Below are 18,115 nucleotides of genomic sequence, written 5' to 3'. Positions count from 1 at the left end.
GTTTTCCTCCCAGGATGTGTTGCTCGTCCAGGCGAAAGCTCTTGCGGCTCTTATGCCAGGCTGTAGCGCGTGAATTCCCGATTGAGCGCCGGCAGAGGCGCCACTTCCATGACCCCCGCGGCCGGGCGCATCACCACCATGGCGACCGTGGCGGACAGATTGGCGTCGCGCAGGCCGGCGCGAGGCGGGCGGCAGACGCTGTAGGGCGTGCCGAAATCGTCGAAGAGAGCGGATTTGACGTCGGCGACGGTCAGGCTGTCCCCCGCCTGGTCGAGCAGCTTCTTGACGCGCCAGTCGCGGTAGATGCTCTCCGGCACATTCGCCAGTCCGGTTTCCCGCAGCTTCGTCAATGCGACCGGGCTGACCCAGTGATTGGCGTGAACGATCAGCCCTTCGTCCGGATAAAGCGAGAAGGCCTCATCGGGCGCGCATTCGAAATTGATCGCGAAGCCGGTCGCGACCGACAACATCATGTTGTTCGAGCAGGTCTTGGGCGTCGCCGCGACGGCCTTGATCGCGAAGGCGAGATGGCTCTGTTCGAGCACCTTCCGGCGGATCAGGCCGAGCGGCACGCCGAACTGGCGATAGTCGCGGTCGCTGTCGAGATAATTGGCGGTAATGGCGATGCCGGCCGCGTTGAGGCCCGAGCGCGCCAGCCCGCCGGCCTCGACGAAGGTGAGGAAATCCGGGCCGTCCGGCTGCTGCACGCGGAGCACGATGCCGGTCTCGGCGCAATCGGCGCGCCAATCCCAGTTCTGGGCATGGATGAGCTCGCCGGTCTGGCTGCGCTCCGGCATGACGACGAGGCCGGTGCAGCCATCATCGGCTTCGTCGAGCTCGCGGCGCGGGCGCTTCTTGTCCAGCCGCGCCCGGGCGATCACCTCGGTGCGCGCATTGACGAGAACGACGTCCTGGAGCGAGACGCCCGCGCCCTCGGCGATGCCGCGCATCTCCTCGATGTAATGGGCACCGAAGGCTTCGATCTCGTTGGCAAAGGGCATGATGAGATCAGCCTGCTCCGCAGCCGAGCAGCCGAACTCACCGAGCTGGTCGCCATAGAGAGCAATGCTGCGCCTGACGCGGTCGCGCGCGATCTCGCCATATTGGCGGCCGCGCTCGCGCGGCGGGCCGGAGATCGAGACGAGGGGAAAGGGAGTGTGGGTCATCGCGTCGGGCTTCATTCCGGGTTGCAGCGGTCGGTTTTGGACGAGCGAGCGCGGCGGCGGCAGCGAGCCATCCGGGCGTCATGCTTGTCTTCATTCAGGGAGCCGTCCGGCACGCGGCCGGGCGGCGAAGGCGGATGCCGAGTGGCCGCTATGTCTGCAGCCTGTTACGAAGCGCCTCGGTGAAGAACGCCTTCACCGGCGGCTGGACGAGATGTCCGATATGCTCGACGCCGGGCACGACATCGAAACGCACCGGTATCTCCAGTGACTGGAATGCCTTTTCGAGCGAGCGCAGGCGCTCGACACGCGTCGCACCGGTCTCGTTGATCCCCTCCATCCAGTTCGGGGATTTGGGCGAGACCGTCACGTCCCAGGTCTCGATATCGTCGCCACCGACGACCATCTGGACGGCGACCTTGCGCATGGCGGCGAGATCGGGCTCGCGCCCGAAAATCTCCTTCATGTCGCCTGTGCCGCGCCACCACGGCTTGTCCGGATCGGGCAATGTCACCACGCCCGGCGCGCCGATCGACACGGCGGAAAGCAGCTCCGGATAGAGATAGAAGAAGCGGTGCACGAACTGGCCGCCGCCCGAGAAGCCGTGCATCAGGAGATTGTCGGTCTCGAGCCGGTAGATGCCGGCCACTTCCTCGACCATCGACAGCAGGATCTGATCGTAGCGGATGCCGCGATAGAGGATGCGCTTGTAGTTATGGGTGTCGCCGGGCTCCTCGATCCCGCAGGGGAAGAGCGGCGCCAGCAATGCGCACTGGTTGGCCTCGGCGAAATCGATGAACTGGTCGCGCAGGCCGGTCGCGTCGCGCAGACTGCCATGGACGAGAACCGCCAGCGGATAACGCCTGGTCCCGGCCTCCTCGTAGCTTTCCGGCAGATAGCAGCAATAGGAGAAGCGCTGGTCGGCCTGGCAGGCGGCAAGAGCCGTGCGGCCGAGCAGATAGTAGGAGATGTTCTTTCCGTGGCCCTTGCGCATGTCTAGCTTTCTTTCGCATGTCGGTCGGCCTGGGTGGCGATCGCGGTGGCGTCGCCCCGGCGCTGAATTCAGGCGATTCCGTCGAGCGCCTTGCGGATGCTGGCGAAGATCCGGTCGATCTCGTCGGGCTCGATGGTCAGCGGCGGCGACAGCACGATGAGATCGGCGCCGGCCCGGACGAGCACGCCGTCCTGGTAGCAGGCCTCGGCGCATTCGGCGCTGCGCTGGCCCGGGGCGCCGGGGCGCGGCGCGAACTCGATCGCAGCGACGAGGCCGATGTTGCGGATGTCGACGACATGCGGCGCGCCCTTGAGCGCATGCGCCGCCTGCTCCCAATGACCGGCGATCTTCCGGGTGCGCTCGAAGAGGCCTTCCTCCTCGTAGACCTGCAGCGTGGCGAGGCCGGCGGCACAGGCCAGTGGATGGCCGGAATAGGTATAGCCATGGAACAGTTCGATCGCGGAATCCGGCCCGGTCATGAAGGCGTCGTAGATATGCTTGCCGACGACGGTCGCGCCCATCGGCACGGCGCCATTGGTCAGGCCCTTGGCGCAGGTGATCATGTCGGGCGTGACGCCGAAGGCCTCCGCCGCGCAGGAGGCGCCGAGCCGCCCGAAGCCGGAGATCACCTCATCGAAGATCAAGAGGATGCCGTGCCTGTCGCAGATCTCGCGCAGGCGCTTCAGATAGCCCTTCGGCGGCGGCAGCACGCCGGTCGAGCCGGCGACGGGCTCGACGATCACGGCGGCGATGGTCGAGGCATCATGGATCTGGACGAGCCGCTCGAGATCGTCGGCGAGTTCGACGCCATGATCCGGCTCGCCGCGCGAGAAGGCATTGCGCGCGAGATCGAGCGTATGCGGCAGATGCGCGGTGCCGGGCAGCAATGGCCCGAAATCGCGGCGGTGGCGGCTGATTCCGGCGACCGACAAGCCGCCGAAGCCCATGCCGTGATAGCCCCGCGCCCGCCCGATCAACCGGTAGCGGCCACCCTCGCCGCGCTGGCGATGATAGGCGAGTGCGACCTTCAGCGCGGTGTCGACGGCTTCCGAACCGGAATTCGAGAACAGGACATGGTCGAGCCCGTCCGGCAGCATGCCGACCATGCGGTTCGCCAGCGTGAAGGCTTCGGGATGCCCCATCTGGAAGCAGGAGACATAGTCGAGCCCGTCGGCTTGCGCCTTGATCGCCTCGCGGATGCGGGGATGGCCATGGCCGGCATTGACGCACCAGAGGCCGGCCATGCCGTCGAGGATCCGGCGCCCGTCCGACGAGATGTAATAGTTGCCTTCCGCCCCGACGAAGAGCCGCGGATCGCTCTTGAAGCGGCGGTTCGCGGTGAAGGGCATCCAATGCGCGTCGAGATCATTGGGGTGGGAGACGGTGGCGTGCACGACGAGCCTCGGTGTGGATCAATCTTGATGTGTATCATTTTCAAAAAAAGTACAATGTCAAGCGACCGTGCTGATCTCGATGCCGGCCGCGCAGCGCCGCGATGGGCGGATCGCGCGCCCGCTATCGGGGGCGCATCGGGCGGGTCAGGTGCTGACGCATCAGGATGGCCGCCCAATTGGGATCGCCATTCTCCAGAGCGTCGAGGATCGCCAGATGCTCCTGGCAGGATTTCAGCAAGGCATCCGCGTCGAGCGCTCCGTAGTCGGCGTACTCGGTCAGGCGCCTCAATGCGTTCTGGTTCTCCATGGCCTGCTGCAGGAAGCGGTTACCCGAACAGGCGGAGAGCATCGCATGAAACCCGGCATTGATCTCGAAGAAGCGCTCAGCGGCGGGCGGGCGAGCGAGATCGGCGATGAAGGCTTCGTGGGCGGCACGACAGCGGTCGAACTGGACCTGGTCGATCCGGAAGCTCGGCTCCAGCAGGCCCATGCATTCGATGATCATGCGGAAGCGGTAACTTTCCTCGCGAGCCCGGCTCGACGATAGTGACGGCACGAAGCTCCAGCCGTGCCCCCTGCGGCGCTTGATCAGGCCATCCTCGGCAAGCTGCAGCAGGACCTTCTTCAGGGCGCTGGGGCCGATCCGGTAGGTTTCCTGAAGCTCCGTCTCGATGAGGTTCTCGGGGAGGTGGCCCGCCTCCCGATCGCGCAAGATGGCGTGGATGACGTTCTCCTCCCGGGCCGCCGGCAGGGATTGCTCGGCCGCCGCGAGGTCCGCAGCTTCGCTGACCAGGAAAAACCCCTGATTGACCCGCGCCTCGACCACGCCCTGCTCCGCCAGCAGGCCGAGAGCCGCCCGCACCGGCGTACGCGACACCTCGAAGGTGCGCGCGATCTCGGTCTCCCGCAGATGATATCCGGCCGGCCATGCCTGCTCCGCCGCGAGGGCGACGATCCGCCTCGCCAGGGACAGATGGAGGCTGCTGCGCTTTTTGCCGGGCTCGTCGGGATTCATCGAAGTCCAGTCAGGATGCTAGAACGAGATATTGTACTATTATTCCATCAGGTACATAATGCTGCACGCAGCATCTGTGAAGCATCATGCGCTGGGCGGCGGAAGCGCCCCAATGGGCGAACTCCGTTCGGGTCACATCGAGCCTTCTGCGTTGTCGCAGAGCAATTCGCTGAAGCGCTTCTCCACCCATTTTTCCGGCGGGCGCAATGGCCGTCCCTGGCGCCAGAGCATCCGCACCGAGAGCGGCGGCAAGGCCAGGAAAGGGCACTCCACCGGATAGAGGCGCCTGGAGCCGTTCGCGGCCGCGGCGATGTTGGTCGGCAGGATCGCCCAGCCGAGATCGTCCGCCACCATCTCGGCGATATTGTAGAAGCTGTCCGAGCGCCACACCCTCGGGCTATACGCGATCGGCTCGACATCGTCGGCATGGATCAGGAGCTGGCGATAGCGGGCGAGGTCGCGGCGCGCGACAGGCTGGCGGCTGAGCAGCGAATGCCCGGCGGCGACGAAAACGCCCTGCTGAACAGCCCCGATATGGCGCCCATCGAACCCGGCGCGCAACGGGCCCCGGTCGAAATGAATGGCGAGCTCGGCGCGCTCCTGGTCGATATAGTCGGTGACCTCCGCCGGCGTGCCGTTGAGCAGCGTCAGCTCCATCATCGGATAGCGGGTCGACAGCTCCAGGATCAGCCTGTTCACGGCCGGACGCGGCAAGGCCTCGTCCAGCGCCAGGGCCACTTTCGCATCATCGCCACCGGCCAGGAACTGGGCACGCTGGCCGAGCTCCTCCGCCTGGCGCAGGACCTCCGTCGCCTCGAGCAGCAGCAACCGCCCCGCGTCGGTCAGCATGGCATTGCGCCGGGACCGATCGAACAGCTCCACGCCCAGGTCGATTTCGAACAGCGCGATCGCAGTGCTGACCGCCGATTGCGCCCGGCCGAGCTTGCGTGCCGCCGCGCTGAACGAGCCGCATTCCGCCGCCGTCACGAACTGGCGCAGTTGATCCAGGGACCATTCCATGCGGCCAACCTATCGATATTCAAGATGCTTTCCATCTTTTTCAATCGGCAGAGTTGGTGCTTCAAGCCGCCCGCGTGCAATTTCTGAGGGCTGCTCAATGAGCTTGCGTCCGTGGCTATTCTTGTCTGCAGCGGTCGGCGCCGAGCTGATCGGCGTAACGATGATGAAGTTGATGGCGGATGGGAGCGGTCCGCATGCGATTGCTCTGGTGTATATATCGATGGCAGCGAGCTTCTTCTTCCTCTCCCTCGCCGTGAAGGTTCTTCCTATCGCCATTGCTTACGCCACCTGGGAAACGGTCGGCCTTATCGCAGTAACGGCCATCAGCTACCAGTTTTTCGGCGAGAATTTGAGCTGGCCGAAGCTGGCAGGGATCGCGCTGCTGGTCTCGGGAGTGGTGCTCGTCAACACCGGCGCGCCGGAAGAGGAGGCGTGACGATGCAACATACCCAATTCGTCCATGTCCTCTGGATGCTCATCGCGATCGGGCTGGAGGTCGCAGCCAATGTCTTCATCAAGCTGTCCGACGGGTTCCGGCGGCTCACTGTCGGAGTTCTGGGAATCGGATGCATCCTGCTGTCCGTGACGGCGCTCTCTCAGGCAATCCGCGGCATCGACCTGTCGGTCGCCTACGCGCTTTGGGGCGGAGCCGGGATCGTTCTCACCGCACTGGCAGCCTTCGTGCTCTTCAAGCAGAAGCTGACCGGCAGCGGATGGACCGGTGTCGGGCTTGTGGTCGCAGGCATCGCTTTGCTGAGACTCGCCTGAAGACGTCCACCTGCCCGATAGGGACATACGCGCATCGACGCCGAAGCGGCTACCCGCGATTGATGCAGACGACCTTGGGCTGGGTCATGTCCTCGAACGCGAACCGCACGCCTTCCCGCCCCATGCTGCCATATTTGAAGCCGCCGAACGGCATGGCGTCGAACCGATAATCGGAGGAGTCGTTGATCATGACGCCGCCCGCGTCGATGCGCCGGGCGCCCTCGAGCGCCTTTGACAGGTCGCTCGTGAAGATGCCGGCATGCAGGCTGTACTCGGGATCATTGGCCATTTCGATGGCCTGATCGAATGTCTCGAACGACGCGAGCATCACGACGGGGGCGAAGACCTCCTCGCACCAGAGGGAGCAGGCCGGAGGCGTGCCCTCCAGGACCGTGGGGTGATAGAGCGACCCCTCCCGCAGATTGCCGCAAAGCACGTTCGCGCCGGCTGCGATGGCGTCGTCGACCGCGGCTTCGGCCCGCTTCGCCATGGCCTCCGAGATCATCGGGCCGACATCGGTGTCGGCGCGCGACGGGTCGCCCGCCTTGAGCTTTCGGGTGGCTCCGACGAAGGCGTCGCGAAAGCGCTCGTAGAGCTGCGCCTGCACGAGAATGCGCTGGGCGCCGATGCAGTTCTGCCCGGCAGCCCAGAATGCGCCGGACACGCAGCTTTCGACGGCCCTGTCGACGTCGCAGTCGGCCATGACGATGACCGGGGCATTGCCGCCGAGTTCCATGGCGAGCTTCTTCAAGCCAGCGGAGCGCGTGATCGCCTCCCCTGCCGCGAAGCCGCCGGTGAACGACACCATGCGAACGTCACGCGCGGAGACGAGCGCCTTGCCGAGATCGACGCCGCCGATCGCGATCGTGACGACATCCTCGGGCAAGCCGGCCTCGACGAGAACCGCGACCAGCTTCATCGCCGAAAGCGGCGTCAGCTCGGACGGTTTGAGGAGGACCGCGTTCCCACCGGCGATGGCCGGCCCGAGCTTGTGCGCCACAAGGTTGAGCGGATCGTTGTAGGGCGTGATCGCGGTGATGACCCCAAGCGGTTCGCGCGTGAACCAGCCTTGACGCTGCTCCGATCCCGGATAGGCGTCGAAGGGAATGACCTCGCCCGCGCTGCGCTTCGCCTCCTCGGCCGAGAGCTTCAGCGTGTTGACGCAGCGCATGACCTCCTTGCGTGCCTGAACGATCGTCTTTCCGGCCTCGGCGACGATGGTGCCGGCGAAGGCATCGCGGCGAGCATCGATGAGGGCCGCAGCGCCTTCCAGAATGCTGGCGCGCGCGTGACGCGGCAGGTGCCGGGACGCGACTGCGCCGCGACGGGCGCGAGCGAGCAGATCGTCGACGGCTGACGCGTTGGTCAACGGGACACGACCGACGATCGCGCCGTCGAACGGGCTCACGACGTCGATCATGGCGCGACACTCATGGCTTTCGCGCTTGGCGGCGATCATGCGTGGTTCTCCCGGACGCCGCACCAGTCGGCAGCGAACAGCGCCAGGGCTTTCGTGACCCGCTTGAGCGAAGGCAGGCTGACCCGCTCGTCGATGCCGTGAATGTTCTCGGCGATCGGACCATAGACCAGCGAGGGGATGTTGCCGTGCACGGCGAAGACTGCGGCATCGAGGTAGCAGGTCATGACATAGGCATTCAGCTCGGCGCCATCCTGAACCCGGCGATGAGCCGCGCGCAGGGACGCCTCCGCCGGCGAGCCTTCAGGCAATTCGTAACCGGCATGCATGACGCCGACCCATTCCACATCGACGAGGCCGCCACCGGCGAAAGCCTCCTCGCTGTCCTGAATCCCGGCGACGAAGGCCTCGAATTCCGCCGCACGTGCCTTCGGGTCCTCGCCGGGATAGAAGCCGATGCGCCCTTCGACCACGCAGTCGCTGGGGATCGAGGCGATCCAATCGCCGCCGCTGATCGTCCCGAAAGTCAGCGCGACCGGATTCCGGATATCGGCAAACCACCGCTTGTCCTTGGCCTCGCCGATCCACCGGCGTTCCAGCTCGCGCAGATGGCCCATCAACCGGATCATCAGGTCGATCGCACTTTGGCCTGTCTCGGGCTCACGCGGATGGGCCGGGCGCCCCCTGGTGGTCAGGCGGAACTTGATCACCCCGGAATTGGCGCGCACCAGCTGCTCGTCGGTCGGCTCCGGGCTAACGATGACATCCGCCACATGGCCGTTGGCGAAAGCCGTTGCCGCCCCGTTGCCGGTAATTTCCTCCTCGACCACCGACTGGATCTGCACGTCGCCGCGCAGCGACAGGCCAGCCTGCGCAATCGCGTCCAATGCGAAGATGGACGCCACAAGGCCGCCCTTCATGTCGCCAGCGCCACGGCCATAGAGCCAGTCACCGTCTCGCCGCGGCTTGAACGGCGGAGATGTCCAGCGCGACGCGCTGCCGGCAGGAACCACATCCATGTGGGAGTTGAAGGCCAGCGAGCGGCCGCCACGGCCCCCGGCATCCTTCCGGCCGACGACGTTCCAGCTCGAATCGTAGCCGACCGTCGCGGGCGAGAAGGCCGGGTGCCTGCCGATCCGGGCAGCATCCGTCCGGAAGCGGGTGACGGCGTAGCCGCGCTCGATGAGAGCCGCCTCCAGGACGCTTTGGGCCTCCGCCTCCTCATTGCGGAGGGTTCGGAACCCCACAAGCTCGCCGAGGAAGGCAACCTGCTTCTCGAACAGGTCGTCGACGGCTTGCAGGATGCGGTCTTCCAGGGAGGCCATGACGGATATCCAGGCTGTGCGGTCGGCGGTATGGCTCAGGCGATCGCGGCTTCGCGCGACAGCTCGTCCATGACCTCGCGCACGGCGGCCTCGGCGATCCCGACGATCTCGTCGACCTCGTCCTGGGTGGTCACCAGCGGCGGCGCGAAACCAAGGATGTCGCCATGCGGCATCGCACGGGCGATCAGGCCGCGGTCGCGAGCCGCCTTCGAGATCCGGGCCCCGACCTTCAATCCGGCGTCGAAGCGGGTCTTGCGATCCCGATCAGCGACGAACTCGACCGCCCCCATCAACCCGACGCCGCGAACTTCGCCGACGATCGGCAACTGCGCGAAAGCAGCAGCGAGCCGCTTCTGGAAATACGCGCCGACGACGCGGGCGTTGCCCGGCAGGTTCTCCTTCTCGACGATGTCGAGGACCGCGTTCGCCGCAGCCGCCCCGATCGGATGCCCCGAATAGGTATAGCCGTGGGAGAAGGCTCCGACCTTTGCCGCGCCCTCTTCCATCACCTGGTAGATCTTCTCGCTCACGATCGACCCGGAGAGCGGGAAATAGGCCGAGGTCAGACCCTTGGCGATGGTGATCAGGTCCGGCTCGATTCCGTAGTGATGGCAGCCGAACAGCGAGCCGGTGCGCCCGAAGCCGGTGATCACCTCATCCGCAATGAGAAGCACGTCGTGCTTCCTGAGGACCTCCTGGATGGCGGCCCAATAGCCTTCCGGCGGCGGCGTGATGCCGCCCGTGCCCAGGACCGGCTCCGCGATGAAGGCGGCAACGGTGTCAGCGCCCTCGCGCTGGATCAGTTCGTCCAGCTCGGCCGCCCGGCGGGCCGAAAAGGCGAGCTCCGTCTCGCCGGCTTCCGCACCCCAATAATGATGCGGCGCGCCGGTGTGGATGATCCCCGACACCGGCAGGTCCATGTGATCATGGTAGAAGCTCATCCCGGTCAGCGAGCCCGCCACGACGCTGCAACCGTGATAGCCCCGCATGCGCGAAATGATCTTCTTCTTTTTCGGCTTGCCGCGGAGGTTGTTGTAGTACCAGACGAGCTTGGCATTCGTTTCGTTGGCGTCGGACCCCGACATGCCATAGAAGACCTTGCTCATCTGGCCGGGCGCCATCCGCACCAGGCGGTCGGAGAGGATCGCCAGCTCGTCGGTCGTGTGCGCGGCATAGGTGTGGTAGTAGGCGAGCCGGTAGGTCTGACGGGAAATCGCCTCCGCCACCTCCGTCCGGCCATAGCCGATATTCATGCAGTAGAGCCCGGCAAAGCCGTCGATGAATTCCCTGCCCGTGGCATCCTGGATTCGGATGCCCTTGCCGGTCTCGACGATGGTCGGATCACCGATCTTGCCGCTCGCGAAGTCGGCGAGCTGCGTGAACGGGTGAAGGACGCTGGCGCGATCCAGCCTGCTGATCTCGGCGATGTCGAGCTTCATCGGGTAGCCCCTTCATGGTTGGCCTGATCGGCACAAACGTGCCTTGACCGTTGGAGCCGTTATACAAAAGCCGCGCGCAGGTTGACGGCGATGATGGCGCCTCGATAGAGGAATTCCTGCGTCATTGGCCTTCTGGCGCAGGAATCCTGTGCCATGACGCTCGACCAGATCGATATCAAGCTTCTGAGGGCCGTGCAGGCGAATAACCGCCTCACATCGGAAGAGCTCGCCACGCTGGCGAACCTGTCGCCCACCGCGTGCCAGCGCCGCATGAAGAGGTTGCGTGCGGCCGGCATCATCGAGGGAGACGTCTCGATCGTATCCCCGAAGGCGGTTGGCCGCCCTGTCTCGATGCTGGTCCTCGTCTCGCTCGAACGGGAGCGGGCCGACATCGTCGACCGCTTCAAGGCGGCCATCCGGGCCACCACCGAAGTGATGATCGGGTTCTACGTGACGGGCGACGCCGATTTCGTCCTCGTCGTCACCGCGCGCGACATGGAAGACTACGAGCAGTTCACCCGGCGGTTCTTCTACGAAAATCCCGACATCAAGGGTTTCAAGACGATGGTCGTCATGGACCGCGTCAAGGCGGGTTTCTCGCTGCCGATCGAACTCTAGAGACGGCGCGCTGCCTGGCGAGGGCGCAGATCAGCGGGCTCCCGTCAGCGGCCGGCCAGCATCATCTTGCCGAGCGCGCTCGCGACCAGGACCTGCTCGGCCGGCGGCAGCATGGCGACGAGGCGCCGTTCCGTCTCGGCATGGTCGCGCATCGCGGGCTCGACCAGAAGCCGGCCCTTCTCGGTGAGCTCGACGATCACGCCGCGGCCGTCGGTCTCGTCTGCCATGCGGCGGACATGGCCCGCCTTCTCCAGGCGCCGCAGCAGGTTCGACAAGCCGCCGGAGGTCAGGATCAGCGTGTCGAGCAGCGCCTTCGGCGACATGCGATAGGGCGCACCCTGCACGCGCAGCGTCGCGAGCACCGCGAAGCTCGGGTATTTGAGCTTATGTCGTGCGAGGGTCCGGTTGATCGCGACCTGCAACACCTCGTTGAGATGGAGCAGCCGGCCGACGATCGCCTTGCCCGAACAATCGACATCCGGAAACTCGCGCCGCCAGCGCTGCATGCCGGCGCCGACGCGGTCGTCCTGCCAGAGCGTATCAGGCGTTTCGAACGTCAGGTTTCGCGCGGCCTCGTTGCGCATTCCAATCCTCCAGGACAGCCCTTTCCGACCACGCCGGAGCACGCGATGCAAGCGTGCGCCGCCGCCGTCGTGGCGTCACGATATCTTTCATTTATCTTTCTTGAAAGATAAATCGAGCCATGCCATGCTTTCCTCCGGCCGATGGGAGGGGAATTCCGTCGACCAAGGGACAAGCCGCGCCAACAGCGGTGCGCCTTGAGGCCACAGACGGGAACCAGCAACCATGCACCAGATGCTTCGTCATGCGACCGCCGCCGCCGTGTTCGGCGTCGCCCTCGCCTCCGCCGCCCAGGCCGAGGAGCTCGTCGTGGGCGCCTTCGGCGGCTCCTTCGCCGAGAACGTCAAGGCCTGCCATGTCGCCGCCTTCGAGAAGGCGACAGGCGCCACCGTCTCGCTGAAACTCGGCAATTCCTCGCAATTCGCCGCGGCCTTGCGCGCCACCGCCGGCAAGCCGGACATGGACATCGCCTATATCGACAACTCGCTGGCGGCCCAGACCGCCAACGAGAAGCTCAACGACACCATCGACCGCGCGAAGCTGAAGAACGCCGCCGACGTGATCCCGACCGCCTGGGGCAAGGACGACAGCTATGTGGTCGCGATGGTGAGCGCGACCACGCTGGTCTACAATCCCAAGCTGGTGAAGGCGCCGCCGACCTCCTGGCTCGACCTGGCCGATCCGGCCTATGCCGGCAAATACGCAATCGGCGACATCAGCGGCACCTCCGGCCTGCAGTTCCTGCTGGCGCTGAACAAGCTCAAGGGCGGCACGCTCGACAATATCGACCCCGGCATCGAGGCGATCAAGCCGCTCGCGAAGGGCTCCGCCGTGCTTTACACCCAGGCCGACCAGCTCCTGTCCCTGTTCGAGCGTGGCGAGATCGCGATCGCGCCCTGGTATCCGGACCGCGCCGGCGTCGCCATGGACAAGGGCCTCTCGCTTGCCGTCGCCTATCCGAAGGAAGGCGCGGTCGGCATCCTGCCGGCGGTCGTCCTGCCCAAGGGTTCGACCAAGACCGAACTCGCCTACAAGTTCCTCGATCAGGTGCTCTCGGCCGAGGGTCAGGGCTGCTTCTCCGAGCGGGCCTATATCGGCGCGGTCAACACCAAGGTGAAGCTCTCCGACAAGCTCAAGAGCATCGTCCCCAATGGCGAGAGCCTGGAGAAGGCCTGGTTCATCGACCCGGACGTGATCGCCAGGAACAGCGCGACCTGGACGCGACGCTGGCAGCGCGAAGTCGCGCGCTGAGCCGCGCCGCGACGGGAGACGGGCAATGGGTTCGCTGACCTTCGAAGGGCTGGGCAAGTCCTATGGCGAGGTCGAGGTCGTCAGGGATGTCTCCCTGACGATCAATGAGGGCGAGTTCGTCTCGCTGCTCGGCCCCTCCGGCTGCGGCAAGACCACGATCCTGCGCATGGTCGCGGGCCTCGTCGAGCCGAGCCGGGGGCGCATCCTGATCGGCAGCGACGACGTCACCGCCCTGCCCCCGAACAAGCGGGGCCTCGGCCTCGTCTTCCAGTCCTATGCCCTGTTCCCGCATATGACCGTGTTCGAGAACGTCGCCTTCGGCCTGCGCCGCCGCAAGGTCGCCGGCGCCGAACTCGAAAAGCGCGTCAAGGAAGCGCTCGAGATGGTCAGGCTCGGCACCTTCGACGAGCGCTATCCGCGCCAGCTTTCCGGCGGCCAGCAGCAACGCGTGGCCATTGCCCGAGCCCTCGCGCCGCATCCACGCGTGCTGCTCTTCGACGAGCCGCTCTCCAATCTCGATGCGCAACTGCGCGACGAAATGCAGATCGAGCTGAAGCGCCTGCAGCGCAATCTCGGCATCACTACGCTCTTCGTCACCCACGACCAGGGCGAGGCCTTGTCGCTGTCGGACCGCGTCGGCGTGATGGCAAAGGGCGTGATGCAGCAATTCGCTGCGCCTGAGGACATCTATCACCGCCCGGCGACCGGCTTCGTCGCGAGCTTCATCGGCAAGCCGAACCGACTCGCGGGCTCCGTCGCTATGCGGGAAGGCCCGGGCGGGCGCCTCGTCGTCGGCGGCGTCGAGATCCCGGCCGCGCGCATCGACCAGCCGGCCGGCGCGGAGGTCGCTGTCGTCATCCGGCAGGAGGCTGTCGCGATCCGTAGCGGCATGACGTACCCCGGCGAAGTCGCCGGCGAGGTCGTGCTGCGCTCCTTCAGCGGCGCGCGCGTGCAATATGTCGTGCGGCTGGCGGAAGGCGTCGAGATCGTCGCGGAGACGGCTTCGCACGGGGCGGAATCAGCTCTCGCCGCGGGCGCGCCGGTCGCGCTCGCGATCGATCCCACCGCCGTCTTCGCGATGCCGCCCGAAGGCACCACGCCATGATGTCGCGGCGGCACGGGCTCCTGCTGGTCGCGCCGCTGCTCTTGGTGCTGGCGGGGTTCTTCCTCGTGCCGGTGCTGATGCTGCTGCCGACGAGCTTCGGCGTCTACGAGCCGGGTGCGGGGCTCGTCAAAGGCGCTTGGTCGCTCAGGAACTACAGCCAGATCATCACCGACGACTATTATCGCGAGGTGATCTGGCGCACGCTCGGCCTCGGCTTTTCCGTCACGCTGATCTGCCTGCTGCTCGGCTACCCGCTCGCCTATCTCATCGCGCGCGGACCGGAGCGCTGGCGCGTGCCGCTGATCCTGCTCGTCATCTTCCCGATGCTGCTCAACCTCGTCGTGCGTTCCTTCGGCTGGATCGCGCTGCTCGCCAATCGCGGCCTGATCAACAACCTGCTGATGCAGCTCGGCGTCATCGGGGCGCCGGTGAAGCTGCTGTTCAACTTCGTCGGGCTCTTCATCGGGCTCACCCATATCTACCTGCCCTTCATGGTGCTGATGCTGGTCGCGGCGATCCGCAACGTGCCGCGCGACGTGGAATCGGCCGCCGCGACGCTCGGCTCCAGCCGCGCCCATGTCTTCATGGCGGTGACGCTGCCCTTGTCGGCGTCCGGTATCCTCGCCGGCTCGATCCTCGTCTTCGTGCTGACGATCAGCGCGCTGGTGACGCCGCGCATGCTGGGCGGGCCGACCTATCAGGTCATGGCGACGCTGATCTACGACGAGTACATGCAGCTTCTCGACTGGCCGAGCGGCTCGGCGCTCTCCTTCGCGCTGACCTTCATGGCGGTGGCGATCATCTGGCTGTCGAGCCGATTGACCAGGCGATGGGCGGGCATGGCATGAGCGACATGAGCGAGAACCGCCCCGGCTGGGGGCTGACCGCCACGGCCTTCACGGTCGTCGCCTTCCTGCAATTGCCGGTGGTCGTCGTCGTGCTGGCGGCGTTCTCGACCACCTCCTACCTCACCATCCCGCCGCAGGGGCTGACGCTCGCATGGTTCGGCAAGGTCTTGAGCGACCCGACCTATCTCTCGGCCATCCGCATGAGCCTCATCCTGGCCTGCGGCTCGACGCTGATCTCGCTCGTGCTCGGTGTGGCCGCCGCCTACGCGCTGTTCCGCAAGGTGCTGCCGGGCTCTGAAGCCGTCACCTCCTTCCTGATGGCGCCGCTGGTGATGCCGGCCGTGGTCGTCGGCGTCGCGCTCCTGCAGTTCTACAGCATGACCGGCCTGCGCGGTTCGCTCGTCGGGCTCCTGCTCGCCCATGTCGTCATCACCGTGCCCTATGTCGTGCGTTCCGCGCTGGCGAGCCTGTCGGGGCTCGATCTTGCCGTCGAGGAAGCGGCACGGGTGCTCGGCGCCAGCGGCTTCGAGGCCTTCCGCCTGGTCACGCTGCCCTTGATCGCGCCGGGGCTGGTGGCGGGCGGCCTGTTCTCCTTCATCACCTCGCTCGACAACGTACCCGTCACGATCTTTCTGATCAGCGCCAGCCAGACCACCCTGCCGGTGCTGATCTTCTCCTCGGTCGAGATGGGCATCGACCCCAGCGTCGCCGCCGTCTCGACGCTGCTGATCCTCGCCACCGGCATCGTGCTCCTCCTCGCCGAGCGCCGCTTCGGCTTCCACCGCTTCGTCTGAACGGAACCGCCATGCCGCTGACCTCCAAGGGCTTCCCGCTCTTCCTCACCTTCGATCTCGACGCGGAGACGATGTGGACCGGCCGCGATCCCGCCTATGCCGAGCGGCCGATCCTGATGTCGCAGGGCGCCTATGGCTGGAAGGTCGGTACCGGCCGCGTGCTCGATCTGCTCGATCGCTACGGCATCAAGGCGACCTTCTTCGTGCCCGGCCTGATCATCGACCAGCGCGAGGGGCTGATGGAGGAGATCCTGAAGCGCGGCCACGAGCTCGCCCATCACAGCTACAGCCACACCTGGATCCTCAACCTCTCGCCCGAGGAGGAGCGCGAGGAGATGGAGAAGGGCTTCCAGTCGATCAAGCGGGTGAGTGGTCGCGCCCCGCGCGGCTGGCGCTCGCCGGCGGCCGAGATCAGCCCGGTCACCATGCCGATGCTGGTCGAGTACGGCTTCGACTATTCCTCGAACTTCTTCGACGACGACTCGCCCTATCTCCACACCGTCGCGGGCAAGGAGACCAAGATCGTCGAATTGCCCTTCCGCTGGGTGCTCGATGACGCGCCCTTCTTCCAGTACTCGATCGTGCTGCCCGGCCGCACCATGCAGGCCCCCTCGGCCGTGCTCGAAGCCTGGAAAGGCGAGTTCGACGTGCTCTATGCCGAGGACCGGATGATGATGGTCGGCATGCACCCCGAGATGATCGGCCAGCCCTCGCGGATCAAGGCGCTGGAGGGGCTGATCGAGCACGCGCTGAAGCACCCCAATGTCTGGATCGGCCGCTGCGACGAGATGGTCGACGACATGCGCCCCGGCCTAGAGAAGGCTCGCGCGGAGGCAAGGCGGTGAGCGGCGCGCTGGCCGGCCGGCGCATCCTGATCACCGGCGCGGCCAAGGGCATCGGGCTCGCGACCGTCGAACGCTTCGTCAAGGAAGGGGCGCGGATCGCAGCGCTTGATCGCGATGTGGAAACGCTGGCAGCTTGCGCCGGACGTTTCGGTGCGAGCGAGTTCGTGCCCTTCAGGGTCGATGTCTCCGATCCGGCTTCTGTTCAGACCGCCGTATCCAATGCCGCGGCCGCGCTCGGCGGGCTCGACGGTGTCGTGAACTCGGCCGGCATCGATCTCATCGCCGATATCGAGAGCATGGCATTGGCCGACTGGAACCGCATCATCGCCGTCAACCTGACCGGCCCGATGCTGGTGGCGCAGGCATCCTATCCGCATCTCAAGGCGGCCGGCGGCGGCACCATCGTCAATGTCTCGTCCGGCGCCGGCCTCTCGCCGCTGAAGCACCGCACCGCCTATTGCGCCTCCAAGGCGGGCCTGCAGATGGCCGCCAAGGCGCTCGCGATGGAGGCCGCCGAGTTCGGCATCCGAGTCAACACGATCTGCCCCGGCGCGGTCGAGACGGAACTGTTCCGCACGAGCATCGACACCGCGCCCGACCCCGTCGCCGCCTATGAAGCGGTACGCGCCCGCTATGCGCTCCAGCGCGTCGCCTCGCCCGACGAGATCGCCGCCGCAATCCTGTGGCTGACCAGCGCGGAATCCTCCTATGTCACCGGCACCGCCATCGCCGTCGATGGCGGCCGGACCTTCCACTAGCGATCATCGGGAGCCGGCCATGACGAGCGGACGCTTCACCGGCAAAACCGTCGCCATCACCGGCGCGGCCCATGGCATTGGCGCGGCGACAGCACGCCGCTTCCTTGACGAGGGCGCGCGGGTCGCCGTGATCGACCGCGAGGCCGACGGGTTCGCTGAAAGCTTCGCCGGCCAGCCGGCCGACCGTCTGCTGACCATGGCCGGGGACTGCACCGATGCGGCCGTGCTCGCCGATTTCCATGATCGTGCTGTTGGAGCCTTCGGCCCGATCGATATCCTCTTCAACAATGTAGGCCAGAGCGGCCGCGAGCGCGCGGCGCAATTCCATGAATCGCAGGAAGAGGTCTGGCGCTTCGTGCTGGAGGTCTCGCTCTTCACGGCCATGCGGATGAGCCATCTCGTCGTACCCGCGATGCGCGAGCGGGGCGGGCGGATCGTCAACATGTCGAGCGATGCCGCCCTCGTCGGTGATGCCGGCCTCACCGATTACGCCGCCGCCAAGATGGGCATCATCGGATTCACCCGCTCGCTGGCGCGCGAGCTGGCGCCGCATCGCGTCACCGTCAATGCGGTCGCGCCCGGCGCCATCCGCACCCGCGCCCATGACCGGCTGACACCGGCCGTGATCGAGCGCATCAAGGCGACGACGCCGGCCGGCTTCATCGCCGAGCCGGAGGATGTCGCCGGCTGCGTCGCCTTCCTCGCCAGCGAGGACGCCCGCTATGTCACCGGCCAGACGCTGCTGATCGATGGCGGACGCTGGATGATCTGAGGACAGC

19 protein-coding genes are annotated in these 18,115 nt (G+C 66.2%); 10 read left to right on the top strand and 9 right to left on the bottom strand.

Going from position 1 to position 18,115, the window contains the following annotated elements:
• Positions 1 to 50: 50 nt before the first annotated feature.
• The 5 genes from ACFJGT_RS02750 to ACFJGT_RS02730 all read right to left on the bottom strand — a co-directional run bounded on the left by ACFJGT_RS02750 (position 51) and on the right by ACFJGT_RS02730 (position 5,586).
• Complete coding sequence (locus ACFJGT_RS02750; protein WP_377845630.1) at positions 51 to 1,166, bottom strand: C45 family autoproteolytic acyltransferase/hydolase; 1,116 nt, start codon at positions 1,164 to 1,166, stop codon at positions 51 to 53.
• Positions 1,167 to 1,314: 148 nt separating this feature from the next.
• Positions 1,315 to 2,157, bottom strand: a complete 843-nt coding sequence (locus tag ACFJGT_RS02745; RefSeq protein ID WP_377845627.1) for an alpha/beta hydrolase — start codon at positions 2,155 to 2,157, stop codon at positions 1,315 to 1,317.
• Between the two features lie 68 nt (positions 2,158 to 2,225).
• Positions 2,226 to 3,506, bottom strand: coding sequence for an aspartate aminotransferase family protein (locus ACFJGT_RS02740; RefSeq protein ID WP_377848905.1), 1,281 nt, complete (start codon positions 3,504 to 3,506; stop codon positions 2,226 to 2,228).
• Positions 3,507 to 3,672: 166 nt separating this feature from the next.
• Complete coding sequence (locus ACFJGT_RS02735; protein WP_377845625.1) at positions 3,673 to 4,566, bottom strand: FCD domain-containing protein; 894 nt, start codon at positions 4,564 to 4,566, stop codon at positions 3,673 to 3,675.
• A gap of 132 nt (positions 4,567 to 4,698) precedes the next feature.
• Positions 4,699 to 5,586 (bottom strand): LysR family transcriptional regulator, encoded by an 888-nt coding sequence (locus ACFJGT_RS02730; RefSeq protein WP_377845623.1) that lies wholly within the window; start codon positions 5,584 to 5,586, stop codon positions 4,699 to 4,701.
• A 97-nt stretch (positions 5,587 to 5,683) separates the two neighbouring features.
• On the opposite strand from ACFJGT_RS02730, the gene ACFJGT_RS02725 reads away from it, so the two are divergent.
• Complete coding sequence (locus ACFJGT_RS02725) at positions 5,684 to 6,022, top strand: DMT family transporter (RefSeq protein WP_377845621.1); 339 nt, start codon at positions 5,684 to 5,686, stop codon at positions 6,020 to 6,022.
• Positions 6,023 to 6,024: 2 nt separating this feature from the next.
• A complete protein-coding gene (mdtI, locus tag ACFJGT_RS02720; protein WP_377845619.1) occupies positions 6,025 to 6,354 on the top strand; it encodes a multidrug/spermidine efflux SMR transporter subunit MdtI in 330 nt (109 codons plus the stop codon).
• Positions 6,355 to 6,403: 49 nt separating this feature from the next.
• Here mdtI and ACFJGT_RS02715 read toward each other — a convergent pair whose 3' ends face one another.
• The 3 genes from ACFJGT_RS02715 to ACFJGT_RS02705 are packed head-to-tail and all read right to left on the bottom strand — an operon-like array spanning position 6,404 to position 10,535.
• Complete coding sequence (locus ACFJGT_RS02715; RefSeq protein WP_377845617.1) at positions 6,404 to 7,813, bottom strand: aldehyde dehydrogenase family protein; 1,410 nt, start codon at positions 7,811 to 7,813, stop codon at positions 6,404 to 6,406.
• A complete protein-coding gene (locus tag ACFJGT_RS02710) occupies positions 7,810 to 9,096 on the bottom strand; it encodes an ArgE/DapE family deacylase (protein WP_377845615.1) in 1,287 nt (428 codons plus the stop codon). The genes ACFJGT_RS02715 and ACFJGT_RS02710 overlap by 4 nt, the downstream gene beginning before the upstream one ends.
• A gap of 35 nt (positions 9,097 to 9,131) precedes the next feature.
• Positions 9,132 to 10,535 (bottom strand): aspartate aminotransferase family protein, encoded by a 1,404-nt coding sequence (locus ACFJGT_RS02705; protein WP_377845613.1) that lies wholly within the window; start codon positions 10,533 to 10,535, stop codon positions 9,132 to 9,134.
• A 153-nt stretch (positions 10,536 to 10,688) separates the two neighbouring features.
• Here ACFJGT_RS02705 and ACFJGT_RS02700 point away from each other — a divergent pair, with 153 nt between their 5' ends.
• On the top strand, positions 10,689 to 11,153 hold the full coding sequence (locus ACFJGT_RS02700) for an Lrp/AsnC family transcriptional regulator (protein WP_377845611.1): 465 nt from the start codon (positions 10,689 to 10,691) through the stop codon (positions 11,151 to 11,153).
• Between the two features lie 44 nt (positions 11,154 to 11,197).
• On the opposite strand, the gene ACFJGT_RS02695 is transcribed toward ACFJGT_RS02700, so the two are convergent.
• The gene (locus ACFJGT_RS02695; protein ID WP_377845609.1) at positions 11,198 to 11,737 is read right to left on the bottom strand and encodes a MarR family winged helix-turn-helix transcriptional regulator; all 540 of its coding nucleotides are present in this window, start codon (positions 11,735 to 11,737) and stop codon (positions 11,198 to 11,200) included.
• Between the two features lie 223 nt (positions 11,738 to 11,960).
• Here ACFJGT_RS02695 and ACFJGT_RS02690 point away from each other — a divergent pair, with 223 nt between their 5' ends.
• The 7 genes from ACFJGT_RS02690 to ACFJGT_RS02660 are packed head-to-tail and all read left to right on the top strand — an operon-like array spanning position 11,961 to position 18,108.
• Complete coding sequence (locus ACFJGT_RS02690) at positions 11,961 to 12,986, top strand: ABC transporter substrate-binding protein (protein WP_377845605.1); 1,026 nt, start codon at positions 11,961 to 11,963, stop codon at positions 12,984 to 12,986.
• A 25-nt stretch (positions 12,987 to 13,011) separates the two neighbouring features.
• Complete coding sequence (locus tag ACFJGT_RS02685; protein WP_377845603.1) at positions 13,012 to 14,091, top strand: ABC transporter ATP-binding protein; 1,080 nt, start codon at positions 13,012 to 13,014, stop codon at positions 14,089 to 14,091.
• Positions 14,088 to 14,939: an ABC transporter permease gene (locus ACFJGT_RS02680; RefSeq protein WP_377845601.1), complete on the top strand. Its 852-nt coding sequence runs from the start codon at positions 14,088 to 14,090 to the stop codon at positions 14,937 to 14,939. Before ACFJGT_RS02685 ends, ACFJGT_RS02680 begins: the two co-directional genes overlap by 4 nt.
• The gene (locus ACFJGT_RS02675; RefSeq protein WP_377845599.1) at positions 14,936 to 15,733 is read left to right on the top strand and encodes an ABC transporter permease; all 798 of its coding nucleotides are present in this window, start codon (positions 14,936 to 14,938) and stop codon (positions 15,731 to 15,733) included. Before ACFJGT_RS02680 ends, ACFJGT_RS02675 begins: the two co-directional genes overlap by 4 nt.
• 11 nt (positions 15,734 to 15,744) lie before the next feature.
• The gene (locus tag ACFJGT_RS02670) at positions 15,745 to 16,578 is read left to right on the top strand and encodes a polysaccharide deacetylase (RefSeq protein WP_377845597.1); all 834 of its coding nucleotides are present in this window, start codon (positions 15,745 to 15,747) and stop codon (positions 16,576 to 16,578) included.
• Positions 16,575 to 17,336 carry an SDR family NAD(P)-dependent oxidoreductase gene (locus ACFJGT_RS02665; RefSeq protein ID WP_377845595.1) on the top strand — a complete coding sequence of 254 codons (762 nt, stop codon included), beginning with the start codon at positions 16,575 to 16,577 and terminating at the stop codon, positions 17,334 to 17,336. The genes ACFJGT_RS02670 and ACFJGT_RS02665 overlap by 4 nt, the downstream gene beginning before the upstream one ends.
• A gap of 19 nt (positions 17,337 to 17,355) precedes the next feature.
• Positions 17,356 to 18,108 carry an SDR family NAD(P)-dependent oxidoreductase gene (locus ACFJGT_RS02660; RefSeq protein ID WP_377845593.1) on the top strand — a complete coding sequence of 251 codons (753 nt, stop codon included), beginning with the start codon at positions 17,356 to 17,358 and terminating at the stop codon, positions 18,106 to 18,108.
• Positions 18,109 to 18,115: the final 7 nt, after the last annotated feature.

It is taken from the genome of Allobosea sp. UC22_33 (assembly GCF_042700715.1).
In the GTDB taxonomy this organism is placed as follows: domain Bacteria; phylum Pseudomonadota; class Alphaproteobacteria; order Rhizobiales; family Beijerinckiaceae; genus Allobosea.
The sequence above is the reverse complement of the archived record's forward strand: the minus strand, read 5'-3'. Positions and strand labels throughout refer to the sequence as shown.

Excerpts from the sequence above, each read along its gene's own strand:
- ACFJGT_RS02710 (WP_377845615.1), bottom strand. The coding sequence starts at position 9,096 with ATGGCCTCCCTGGAAGACCGCATCCTGCAAGCCGTCGACGACCTGTTC.
- ACFJGT_RS02690 (WP_377845605.1), top strand. The coding sequence starts at position 11,961 with ATGCACCAGATGCTTCGTCATGCGACCGCCGCCGCCGTGTTCGGCGTC.
- ACFJGT_RS02660 (WP_377845593.1), top strand. The coding sequence starts at position 17,356 with ATGACGAGCGGACGCTTCACCGGCAAAACCGTCGCCATCACCGGCGCG.
- ACFJGT_RS02680 (WP_377845601.1), top strand. The coding sequence starts at position 14,088 with ATGATGTCGCGGCGGCACGGGCTCCTGCTGGTCGCGCCGCTGCTCTTG.
- ACFJGT_RS02705 (WP_377845613.1), bottom strand. The coding sequence starts at position 10,535 with ATGAAGCTCGACATCGCCGAGATCAGCAGGCTGGATCGCGCCAGCGTC.
- ACFJGT_RS02715 (WP_377845617.1), bottom strand. The coding sequence starts at position 7,813 with ATGATCGCCGCCAAGCGCGAAAGCCATGAGTGTCGCGCCATGATCGAC.
- ACFJGT_RS02675 (WP_377845599.1), top strand. The coding sequence starts at position 14,936 with ATGAGCGACATGAGCGAGAACCGCCCCGGCTGGGGGCTGACCGCCACG.
- ACFJGT_RS02750 (WP_377845630.1), bottom strand. The coding sequence starts at position 1,166 with ATGACCCACACTCCCTTTCCCCTCGTCTCGATCTCCGGCCCGCCGCGC.
- ACFJGT_RS02700 (WP_377845611.1), top strand. The coding sequence starts at position 10,689 with ATGACGCTCGACCAGATCGATATCAAGCTTCTGAGGGCCGTGCAGGCG.
- ACFJGT_RS02670 (WP_377845597.1), top strand. The coding sequence starts at position 15,745 with ATGCCGCTGACCTCCAAGGGCTTCCCGCTCTTCCTCACCTTCGATCTC.
- ACFJGT_RS02745 (WP_377845627.1), bottom strand. The coding sequence starts at position 2,157 with ATGCGCAAGGGCCACGGAAAGAACATCTCCTACTATCTGCTCGGCCGC.
- mdtI (WP_377845619.1), top strand. The coding sequence starts at position 6,025 with ATGCAACATACCCAATTCGTCCATGTCCTCTGGATGCTCATCGCGATC.
- ACFJGT_RS02725 (WP_377845621.1), top strand. The coding sequence starts at position 5,684 with ATGAGCTTGCGTCCGTGGCTATTCTTGTCTGCAGCGGTCGGCGCCGAG.
- ACFJGT_RS02685 (WP_377845603.1), top strand. The coding sequence starts at position 13,012 with ATGGGTTCGCTGACCTTCGAAGGGCTGGGCAAGTCCTATGGCGAGGTC.
- ACFJGT_RS02740 (WP_377848905.1), bottom strand. The coding sequence starts at position 3,506 with ATGCCCTTCACCGCGAACCGCCGCTTCAAGAGCGATCCGCGGCTCTTC.
- ACFJGT_RS02695 (WP_377845609.1), bottom strand. The coding sequence starts at position 11,737 with ATGCGCAACGAGGCCGCGCGAAACCTGACGTTCGAAACGCCTGATACG.
- ACFJGT_RS02730 (WP_377845623.1), bottom strand. The coding sequence starts at position 5,586 with ATGGAATGGTCCCTGGATCAACTGCGCCAGTTCGTGACGGCGGCGGAA.
- ACFJGT_RS02735 (WP_377845625.1), bottom strand. The coding sequence starts at position 4,566 with ATGAATCCCGACGAGCCCGGCAAAAAGCGCAGCAGCCTCCATCTGTCC.